Genomic DNA, 10,745 nt, shown 5'->3' with positions numbered 1-10,745 from the left:
CCGCGTAGGCCCGCGCCGTAGTGCGGCACAAGAGGCCCGACGCGCCTTCGGGCGGCAGCGGGGAGCGCCAGGCGTGCCGGGCCGCGAGGACCCGGTCGGCGGGCAGCAGGGCCAGCGCGCCGCCGCCGGCCCCCTGGCCGAGCAGCAGGCACAGGGTCGGCGCGGGCAGCGTCACCAGGTCGGCCAGGCAGCGGGCGATCTCCCCGGCGAGGCCGCCCTCTTCCGCCTCCCGGCTCAGCGCGGCCCCGGCCGTGTCCACCACGGTGAGCAGTGGCAGCCCCAGTTCGGCGGCGATCCGCATGCCGCGCCGCGCCGTCCGCAACCCGGCTGGCCCAAGTGGCTGCCCCACTCCGGCGGCGTCCACCATCGGCCCCGTGCCCGGCTCCGTACCAAGGCCCGTGCCCGGCTCCATGCCCCTCCCGGTGTCCGGCGCGGCGGTGCCCGGCAGGGGGCGCGGCGCGTTCCGGTCGGGGCCGGGGCCCTCGCCGGCCCCTGCGTCCTCGCCCCGGTCGTGGCCGAGGACGACGCAGGGCGTGCCGCCCACCCGGGCCAGCGCGAGCAGCATGCCCGGGTCGTGCTCCCCCGCGCCGGTACCGCTCAGCGGGGTGACGTCGTCGGCCGCGACGCGCAACAGCGCCCGTACCCCGGGCCGTTCCGGACGGCGCGAGCGGCGGATCGATTCGGCGGCGTCCGGGCCCCCGGCACGGCCCGGGGCCACCGCGCCGCCCCGCCCGGCCGCCCCGCCGGGCACCCCGACTGTGACCCGGTATCGCTCGGCGACGGTGCACCGCTCGACGGCGATGCGGCACCGCTCGGCGGGGATGCAGCACCACTCAACGGCGCCGGCGGACCGCCCACGAAGTCGGCGGGCTCCGCGGAATTCTCGGAATTCGCGGCACCCACAGCACCCACAGCACCCACAGGGTCCGCGGCGCCGCGCAGGACGCGCAGTGCGCGGGCCGCCGCGGCGGGGAGTTCGGCCGTCGGGAGGACCGCGTCCACCAGGCCGTGTGCGTGCAGGTGCTCGGCGAGTTGTACGCCTTCGGGGAAGCGCTCGCCGTAGAGCGCCTCGTGCACCCGGGGGCCGAGGAAGCCGATGAGCGCGCCGGGTTCGGCGGTGGTGACGTGGCCGAGTGAGCCCCAGGAGGCGAAGACGCCGCCGGTCGTGGGGTGGCGCAGATGGACGAGGTAGGGCAGGCCGGCCGCCTTGTGGGCCGCGATGGCCGCGGTGACCTTCACCATCTGGACGAAGGCGACCGTGCCCTCCTGCATCCGGGTGCCCCCGGACGCGGGCGCGGCCAGCAGCGGCAGCCGCTCGGCCGTGGCCCGCCGCACGGCCCGTACCAACCGCTCCCCCGCGGCCACCCCGATCGAACCGGCGAGGAAGCCGAACTCACAGACCACCAGCGCCACCCGGGCGCCCGCGAGCAGCCCCTCGCCGGTGAGGACGGACTCGTCGAGCCCGGTACGCGCGCGGGCGCGGGCGAGGTCCGCCCGGTACTCCGGATCGGCCGGCGGCTCGGGCACCGGTTCGTCCCAGCAGCGCCAGCTCCCGGGGGCGGTGACGATCTCGATGAGCTCGCGGGCGGTGGGGCGGGGGCGCGTTCCGGTCATGAAGCTCACTGTGCCACGCCCGGATCGCGCCATACCGGCGTGCCCCGCGGCCTCGTCAGGGCGGGCGCGCGAGGTGGCCGGACGCGCCCCGGAGCGCACGGCGCCACACCCCACTACCCGTGAGACGGAGCACGAACAGCAGGTCAACGCGGTCTGGACCGAGCCGGACCGACAAAGTCCGGAAGGCACACTTGACTTCAGGTTCGGTTGAAGTTGCATCGTTTTTCACAGGTGCTGATCGCACCCGTGGAACGGCGCCGCCGCCGAGCGGAGGGGGTTTCCGATGAGGGTGGAAGTGTGGGTGGACGTGCTCTGCCCCTGGGGTTACATCGGCAAGAGGCGGCTGGAGCGGGCACTGTCCCGATTCGACCGGCGGGCCGAGGTCGACATCGTCTGGCGGAGCCTGGAGCTCGATCCCGACGGCCCGCGGAGCCCTGCGGGGCCCCTCCCGGACCTGCTCGTGGAGTACGGCGTGTACGAGAGCCGCCGGGCAGCGCTCAGACAGTTCGAGCTGATCACGTACCTGGGCCACCAGGAGGGCCTGGAACTGCGGCCGGCCACCGTCGTACCGGCGAACTCCTTCGACGCGCACCGGCTGCTCCATCTGGCCTCCGAACACGGGCAGGGCGACGCCATGCTCGAACGCCTGCTGCACGGCTGCCTGACCGAGAACGCCGACCTCTCCGACCACGGCGCGCTCGTCACGCTGGGCCGCGAGGTCGGACTCGACAGCGCGGAGATATGGGCCGTCCTCGACAGCGACGCCTACGCGGGCAGCGTCCTGGCCGACCGCGACCTGGCCCGCGAACGCGGCGTACGCGGCTCCCCCACCTTCGTGGTGGGCGGCCACGCAGCCCCCCTGGGCGCCCCGTCAGTGGACAAGCTGCTGGAACTCCTGGGGCAGCCGGTGGGGTGAGTTCGGTATGGGTTGGGTTGGTTGGGGTCGGTTGCGCTGGCTGGGTCGTCGGCTGGGCCGGCTGGGCCGGCTGGGTCGGCTGGGTCGGCTGGGTTGCGTCGGGCTCGGGGGCGGGGCCCCTTCGGCACGGGGCCGGCCGCCCCCGGCGCCACGCGCGTGCGCGCGTACGTCCGGCTGTAGGCCCGTACCCGGACACGCAAGCCCCCGCGCCACGCGCGTGCGCGCGCGTACGTCCGTCCCTGCCCACACGCGCACGCATCCCTCCGTACGGACGGACACGCACTGCCCCCTGACGCACCCCGCAAAGGCCCGTACGCCCCGCCAAAGGTCACCGACGGCGAATTCTGTCCAAAGTCGGGACGTTCGGGCAGCAGGGGGCTACCGTCTCCTCTCAGCGATCAAGGGGGCGAAGGTGCAGACGACGTCATTGCGCAAGGGGGAGAACACCAGCCTGTTGACGGCGCCGGTCGTGCTGACGGTGTCGGTCCGCGGCTTGAGTGCGGACGTCTCGGCACTGTTACTCGGAACGGACGGCAGGGTTCGGAGCGACGACGACCTGGTGTTCTACAACCACCCGGCCCAGGACGGCGTGTCCGTCGCCGGTCCGGTGGTCACGGCCGATCTGGCACGCGTCCCGGCCGGGGTGGACCGGCTGATCGTCGTCGCGAGTGCCGATCCGCTACAGCCCGGTGCGGTCTTCACCCGTGCGCCGCTCCTGTCGATCGCTCAGACAGGCGCGCCGACCGCGTCGTTCGCGGCACCGGACTTCACGTCCGGGGAGACGGTCGTGGTATTGGCGGAGCTCTACCGGCGCAACGGCGGCTGGAAGGTCCGGGCGGTGGGGCAGGGCTACGCATCCGGCCTGGCCGGGCTCGCGACCGACTACGGCGTCGACGTCGAATCCGAGCCCGCCCAAGCCCCCGTACCGCTTCCCGGCCGCGGGCACCGGGGCCCCAGTCCCGCGGGGCACACGACATGCCTGTCGAAGGTCGAGCGACTGGCCCCCGGACTGCTGCCTCCGGCCCGCCAGGCCGGCCAGGCCCTCGTGGACCGGAGCATCGCGCACCAGCGGGCGGCGGTGTATCTGATCCTGGATCACGACCGTTACATGAAAGAGCTGTACGAGTCGTTCGCCGTACAGGGCTTCGCCGAGCGCGTTCTGGCGTTGTCGGCCACCCTCGATGACGACGGCACCGTGCCCGTGATCTTCTCCAGCAGACGGGACCCGTTCCTGGAGGAGATCCGCCTGGACAACTACCGCGGGCGCATCGGTCAGTTGCACACCCAGGTCGACTGGGGGTGGGGGAACATCGCCCACGCCATGCGCCGGGCCGTAGGGCACTACCAGGACTCCGGCGCCACTGATCCCGCCTTCATCGTGACCCAGGTCGGCGACGAACCCCGGGACAAGGCAGAAGTCCGCTCCCTGCTACAGAACACCGCTCCACTTGGCGTCTTCTGGCTGTTCGTCGGGTTCGGCCGCGGCAAGCTCGCGTTCTACAAGAACCTCAACGCGTCCACCTCCGCCTCGTTCACCAACGTCGCCTTCTACGACGCGAGCAAGAACCCGGGGTCGGTCCCCGACGAACGGTTCTATGCAGGTCTCATCAACGGCTTCGCCGCCTGGCTGCGACGTTGAGCCGATCGCTGCTCGCCCACCGACTGAACCGCTTCATCACGTCCGATCAGGCCGCGTCCCGTCTCCGGTGCCACTTCGGCACCTGTCCGCTCCACAGAGCATGCATCGGCAGTCGCTTCGAGCGTCTGTCCAGTGGCGGAGACCGCGCGGAGACCGGCTCCCTGCCAGGAAGAGGCCGCGACTGCTGCCCGTCTACGACCAGGTGGTCCGCTGCGACCCCGGTCGGCCGGAGTCGTTCTGGCTCGCCCCGTACGGAGCGTTGCGCGCCGACGACCGTGCGCTGCCCCACAGCCTGACGGCCCTGCGCCAGTCCGCCGGCCTCCCCGCGACCGTCAGCGCGCTGCGGGTCCGTGACGTGGCCGCCTGGATGCGCCACCGCGGGGATCACCGGCGGGGAAGGTGCGCCGTGGCCTGAAGCGGGGTTCGGCGGCACGCCGGCGCCCGCACGGGGCCGGTGCGTGACCCCTTCACCCGATCCGCCCAAGCCCTCCAGGACCACCAGGACCACCAGGACCACCAGGACCAGCCGTCCCGCCCGCGCCCCTCTCCACACCCCCACACGCCCCCGCCCGCCCCTTTCCCACCCTCTCCCATTCGAACGAATATGCGAACATGGAGTTAAGGTGCTCCCCCGGCCGCGATGGATCGGATGGATCGGGAGGGGCGGCGCAAGCGGTGGAAGGGGGAGTCATGGGTAGCAGGAGGTGCGCATGTCGTTTACGCACCTCCGGGTGGCCAGTGGATATTCGTTGCGGTACGGGGCCAGTCACCCGCGCGCCCTGGCGGAGCGGGCCGTCGAGCGGGGGCTTGACGCCCTGGCCCTGACCGACCGGGACTCCCTGGCGGGCGCAGTGCGTTTCGCCAAGGCGTGTGCGGAGGCCGGGGTCCGGCCGCTGTTCGGCGTCGACCTGGCCGTGCCCGGCGTACCGGCGGCCGGGGCCGGGGCTGCGGCATCGGCATCGGCATCGGCATCGGTGAAGCGGCTCAGGGCCCCCTCCCGAGGCGGCGCGTTCGTCACGGCGGCGCCGCAGCGCGCGGTGTTCCTGGCCCGTACCGCACGCGGCTGGGCGGAGCTGTGCCGTCTGGTGTCGGCCGCCGCGGACCAGGGGCTGACCTGGGACGACCTGTCCTGCCCGGACGGCGAGCTGTTCGTGGTCCTCGGCGCGGACTCCGAGGTCGGGCAGGCGCTGGCGGCGGGGCGGCCGGACCGGGCCCCGGCCCTGCTCGGACCCTGGCGCGAACGGTTCGGTCGGGCGTTGCGCATCGAGACGTCCTGGCACGGGCGGCCCGGCACGGGCCCTGGGTCGCTGCGACTGGCCGCGCGCATGCTCGGCTTCGCCACCGAGCAGCAGGTCTCCCCCGTACTGACCAACGCCGTGCGCTACGCCGACCCCGGGCAGGGCGAGGTCGCCGACCTGCTGGACTCCGCCCGGTCGCTGGTGCCGATCGACGACCGTGACGCGTCCCGGCTCGACCGCGGGCAGCGCTGGCTGAAGGACGCCGGGGAGATGGAGCGGACCGCCGAGCGGATCGCGGAGGCCGCGGGCGGCCGGGGCGGGGACGCGCGGCGGCTGCTCGCGACGACCGAGGAGACGGCGGAGGCGTGCGTGGTCGACCCGGGCGACGCGTTCGGGCTCGGCCGGTTGAACCTCCCGGAGCCCGAGCTGGTCGGCGCGAGCGCCGGAACGGCGGACCGGGTGCTCGCCGACCGGTGCGCGGCCGGCATGCTCAGCCACTCCTACCACCGGGACGGGGCGCGCTGGGACCGACTGGAGGAGGAGTTGCGGATCATCGCCTGGCACGGCTTCGCCGGGTACTTCCTGACCGTCGCCGAGGTCGCGGCGCAGGCCCAGCGGCTCGGCATCCGCGTGGCCGCGCGCGGCTCGGGCGTGGGTTCGCTGGTCACGCACCTGCTGGGGATCAGCCCGATCGACCCGGTGGCACACGGTCTGGTGATGGAGCGCTTCCTGTCCGAGCACCGCTCGGCCCTGCCCGACATCGACCTGGACGTCGAGTCGGCCCGCCGGCTGGAGGTCTACCGGGCGGTGCGGGAGCGGTTCGGGGCCGACCGGGTGGCGACGCTCGCCGTCTACAAGACGTACCGGGCGCGCGGGGCGATCGAGGTCGTGGCCCGCGCCCGCGGCATGGCCCCGGACCGGGCGGCCCGGCTGGGCAAGGCGTTCCCGCACATCCGGGCCAAGGACGTACGGGCTGCGCTCGCCGAGCTGCCCGAGCTGCGCGAGGTCGCCGCCGAGGACCACGGCCGGCTCTGGGAGCTGGTGGAGGCGCTCGACGAGCTGCCGTTCGAGGCGGCGATGCACCCGTGCGGGCTGCTCGTCTCCGATGCGGCGCTGGTACGACGCACCCCGCTGGCGCCGACCACCGTCGAGAACATCGCCATGTCCCAGTTCGACAAGGAGGACATCGAGGACACGGGGCACCCGAAGATCGACGTCATCGGCGTACGGATGCAGTCGGCGCTCGCGCACGCAGCGGCCGAGATCGAACGCGTCACCGGCGAACCCCTCGACCTGGACGACCCCGCACAGGTGCCGCCGGACGACCCCGCCACGTACGACCTGATCACCTCCGGGGACACCCTGGGCACCTTCCAACTGGAGAGCCCCGGCCAGCGGGAGCTGGTGCGGAACCTGCGGCCACGTTCGTTCGACGACCTGGCGCTCGACATCAGCCTGTTCCGGCCCGGGCCGGTCGCGGCCAACATGGTCGATCCGCTGATCAAGGCCCGGGACGGCCGGAGCGTGACCCGTTACGCGCACGCGGACCTCAGGCCGATCCTCGCGGAGACCGAGGGGCAGGTGGTCTACCACGAGCAGGTGATCGCGATCCTGGCGACGATGACCGGCTGCGACCGCGGCATGGCGGACGAGGCCCGCCGCGCCCTGTCCGTCCCCGAGCGGCAGGGCCGGGTGCGGGCCTGGTTCGCCGACCTGGCACGGGGCCGCGGCTACCCGGTGCAGGCCGTGCGCGACGCATGGAAGGTCCTGGAGGGTTTCGGCAGCTTCGGCTTCGCCAAGGCGCACGCCGCGGCGTTCGCGCACCCCGCCTACCAGTCGAGCTGGCTCAAGACGCACCGGATGGCGGCCCTGCTCGCGGGGCTGCTCACGCACGATCCGGGGATGTACCACAAGCGGGTCCTGGCGGCGGACGCCCGACGGCACGGGGTGCCGCTGCTGCTGCCCGACGTCAATCACTCCCAACCCGCACACATAATCGAACTGGTGTCCGGCAAATGGGGGGTGCGGATCGGCCTTTCGCAGGTCCGCGGCATCTCGGAGGCCGAGAGCGGGCGCATCACCGCCGGGCAGCCGTACGCCTCGCTCGAAGACTTCTGGCAGCGCGCCCGCCCCAGCCGCCCGCTGGCCGAACGCCTGGCGCAGGTCGGCGCGCTGGACGCGTTCGGGCCCCGGCGCGAGCTGCTGCTGAAGGTCACCGAGCTGCACCGCGCGGGCCGCGGCAAGGGCGGCTCGGCCGCCGGTCAACTCCCCATGGGGGGCATGGAGAGTACGGAAATCGCGAAGAACACGAAGAACCCAGCGACCCCGGAGAACCCGAGGAACGCAGAGAACGCGAAGAACACAGGGAACGCGAGGAGTGCAGCGGGCCCCGGCGCCGAGCCGGACGACGCCACGGCCACAGCCGCCGCCGCAACCACAACCGCAGCCACAGCCACAGCCGCCACCACCACGGGCCTGCCGGCCATGAGCACTTCCGAGCAACTTGCCGCCGAACTCGACGTACTCGGCATGGACATCTCCCATCACCTCCTCGATGAACACCGCGCCCTGCTCGCCGACATCGGCGCGACCCCGGCCGCCGATCTGCCCCGGCTCAGGCACGGCGCGACCGTGCTCGTCGCCGGCGTCAAGGTCGCCACCCAGACCCCGCCGATCCGCTCCGGCAAGCGCGTCATCTTCGCCACCCTGGACGACCCCACCGGCCTGTCCGACCTGGCGTTCTTCGAGGACAGCCACGCGCGCTGCGCCCATACCGTCTTCCACAGCAGCCTGCTGCTGGTCCGCGGCACCCTCGCCCGCCGCCCGCCGCGCGCCTTCAGCATCACCGGCACCGCCGCCTGGAACCTGGCCGAGTTGATCGACCTGTACCGCGCGGGCGGCCCCGCCGCCGTCGCCGACCACCTCACCCGCCCCGAGGCCGCCGCGCGCAGGGCGGGGCCGCGCCGCGCCCTCACCCAGCCGACCGGATACGCCCTGCACCCCTGGGCCGACCTGCAACCGCCCGGCACCCCGGCCGGGCACACCGCCCTGACCGCTCTCGACGGGAGGGCCTTCCACCATGCGAGCCCCGGAAGCGCGGGGTGATAGGCGATGATCCTCTACGTCCACTTCGGCGCCCCTCAGCCCGACGCCACCTTCCGCCAACTCCTCATCCTGCTTGGCGAGTTCACGCCCCTCGTCCAGGCGCTGCCACCGGAGGCGGCGCTCGCCGACGTGTCCGGGAGCACCCGCTACTTCGACCGTGACGCCGCCGGGCTGGCCGCCCTGATCCGGATGCGCGCAGCCGCAGTCCACGATCTCGACGTGACGGTCGGCATCGGACCCAACCCGCTACTCGCCCAACTCGCCGCGCACCGTGGGGCGCCCGGCGCCGTCCGCGCCGTTCCCGACGACGCCGCGGCCATCACCCACTTCCTCACCGGCCTCCCCGTCGCGGCACTGCCCGGCGTGGGCCCGACCACGGCCCGCACCCTCGCCTCGTACGGGCTGCACACCGCGGACCAGATCGCCGCCACCCCGCTGCTCACGCTCCAGCGCATCCTGGGCGCGGCGACCGGCCGCACGCTCCGCGAACGCGCGGCCGGCGTCGACCCCGCGCAGGTCATCGCGGGCGCCCCGCCCCGTACGCTCACCGCCGAGCACCCTTTCGTACGCGACGAACTCGACGGCGCCCGGCAGCGCGCCGCCCTCACCCACCTCGCCGAACAACTCGGTGCCAGGCTCCGCGGCGAACGGCAGGTCTGCCGCTCGCTCACCCTGACCGTCCGGTACGCCGACCGCTCGATGACCACCCGCAGCCACACCCTGCCCGAGCCCACCGCCCACGGCCCTCAACTCCGCACCGCCGCCCATGCGTTGCACCGTCGGCTCGGGCTACAGCGGGCCCGCGTGCGCGTTCTCACCCTGCGCGCGGGCGAACTCGGGGACGCCGCATCGGCGCCCCGGCAGTTGACCTTCGGGCCCGACGACGACAAGAACCACCGCGTCGAGGCCGCGGCCGACCGGGCCCGCGCCCGCTTCGGCCCGGACGCGGTACGCCCCGCCAGCACCGTCGGCCTCGGGTGAGCGCCGCCCGGGCCCGGCCGGGGGCGCCTGACCGTCCGGCCGCGCCGGATTCACCCGATCGGCGCCGCACACCCTGCGCCCCGAGCCCCGCGCAGCCACCATGTGGAAAGTCCGCGGAAAGTCGAAACACCAGGTGAGAACGGTGAGGAGTGGCGCATGACGGCGACCCGCGAGGAGACCGGCCGCACCTTCGTCGAGGAACTCAGGGCCGCGGTGACGACCCGCGCAGCCGTCCTCGTCGTCGGCGTACTCCTGCTCCAACTGGCCTTCATCCTCTCCTACGTCGGCGCTTTCCACCGGCCGAAACCCGATCACGTGTCGATCGCCGTCGTCGCGCCGAAACCGGTCGGCGACCAGGTGGTGAGCAAGCTCAGCAAGTTGCCGGGCGACCCGCTCGACCCGCGGTCGGTGGCCAGCAAGGCGAAGGCGGTGCGGCAGATCAAGCACCGGGACGTGGACGCCGCGCTGATCATCGATCCGCGCGGCACCACCGACCAGCTCCTGGTGGCCGGCGGCGCCGGCTCCTCCCTCGCCCAGGCCGTCGAGCAGGTCGTCACCCTGGCCGAGAAGGCCGACCAGCGCCTGGTGCGCACCACGGACATCGTGCCCGCAGCCGCCGACGACAGCCGCGGCCTGACCTCGTTCTACCTGGTCATCGGCTGGTGCGTGGGCGGCTATCTGTGCGCCGCGGTACTCGCCATCAGCGCGGGCGCCCGGCCCGCCAACGGCAGCCGGGCCGCGATCCGGCTCGGCGCACTCGCCCTCTACTCGATCGCGGCCGGCCTGGGCGGCACGATCATCGTGGGCCCGGTACTCGGCGCGCTGCCCGGCAGCGTGTTCGGTCTGTGGGGCCTCGGCGCCCTGGTGGTCTTCGCCGTCGGCGCCACCACCCTGGCCTGTCAGGGCCTGGCCGGCATCGTCGGCATCGGCCTGGCCATCCTGATCATCGTCGTCCTGGGCAACCCCAGCGCGGGCGGCGCCTACCCCTACCCCCTACTCCCCGACTTCTGGCAGGCCATCGGCCCCGCCCTCCCCCCGGGCGCCGGCACCTGGACGGCCCGCTCCATCGCCTACTTCCAGGGCAACGCGATCACCGGCCCCCTGCTGGTGCTGGCCGCCTGGGCGGTGGCGGGTACGGCGATCACGCTGGCTCTGGCATTGCGGCAGCGGGACGCGGCGGGGCGGGGGGGGGGGGGGGGGGGGGCGGGGGGGGGGGGGGGGGGGGGGGGGGGGGGGGGGGGGGGGGGGGGGG

6 protein-coding genes and 1 pseudogene are annotated in these 10,745 nt (G+C 73.8%); 6 read left to right on the top strand and 1 reads right to left on the bottom strand.

The annotated features are described in order from the left end of the window. Positions 1-1,614 (bottom strand): annotated as a pseudogene (locus tag AAHZ94_RS19490) (carboxyl transferase domain-containing protein); the annotation flags it as partial. Positions 1,615-1,897: 283 nt separating this feature from the next. Here AAHZ94_RS19490 and AAHZ94_RS19485 point away from each other — a divergent pair. The 6 genes from AAHZ94_RS19485 to AAHZ94_RS19460 form a co-directional block, all read left to right on the top strand. Beyond that, the gene (locus AAHZ94_RS19485) at positions 1,898-2,530 is read left to right on the top strand and encodes a DsbA family oxidoreductase (protein WP_349994251.1); all 633 of its coding nucleotides are present in this window, start codon (positions 1,898-1,900) and stop codon (positions 2,528-2,530) included. A 412-nt stretch (positions 2,531-2,942) separates the two neighbouring features. After that, a complete protein-coding gene (locus AAHZ94_RS19480; protein WP_349994250.1) occupies positions 2,943-4,169 on the top strand; it encodes a VWA domain-containing protein in 1,227 nt (408 codons plus the stop codon). Beyond that, positions 4,126-4,584, top strand: a complete 459-nt coding sequence (locus AAHZ94_RS19475) for a DUF6308 family protein (protein ID WP_349994249.1) — start codon at positions 4,126-4,128, stop codon at positions 4,582-4,584. Before AAHZ94_RS19480 ends, AAHZ94_RS19475 begins: the two co-directional genes overlap by 44 nt. Before the next feature lie 295 nt (positions 4,585-4,879). Beyond that, on the top strand, positions 4,880-8,512 hold the full coding sequence (gene dnaE, locus AAHZ94_RS19470; protein ID WP_349994248.1) for a DNA polymerase III subunit alpha: 3,633 nt from the start codon (positions 4,880-4,882) through the stop codon (positions 8,510-8,512). Positions 8,513-8,518: 6 nt separating this feature from the next. Continuing rightward, positions 8,519-9,493, top strand: coding sequence for a DNA polymerase Y family protein (locus AAHZ94_RS19465; protein ID WP_349994247.1), 975 nt, complete (start codon positions 8,519-8,521; stop codon positions 9,491-9,493). A gap of 156 nt (positions 9,494-9,649) precedes the next feature. Continuing rightward, positions 9,650-10,745: hypothetical protein (locus AAHZ94_RS19460; RefSeq protein ID WP_349994246.1), on the top strand; the 1,096-nt coding region annotated here is incomplete at its 3' end.

It is taken from the genome of Streptomyces sp. HSW2009 (assembly GCF_040240285.1).
GTDB lineage: Bacteria > Actinomycetota > Actinomycetes > Streptomycetales > Streptomycetaceae > Streptomyces.
Note: the sequence above shows the minus strand (reverse complement) of the source record. Positions and strands in the feature narration are given on the sequence as shown.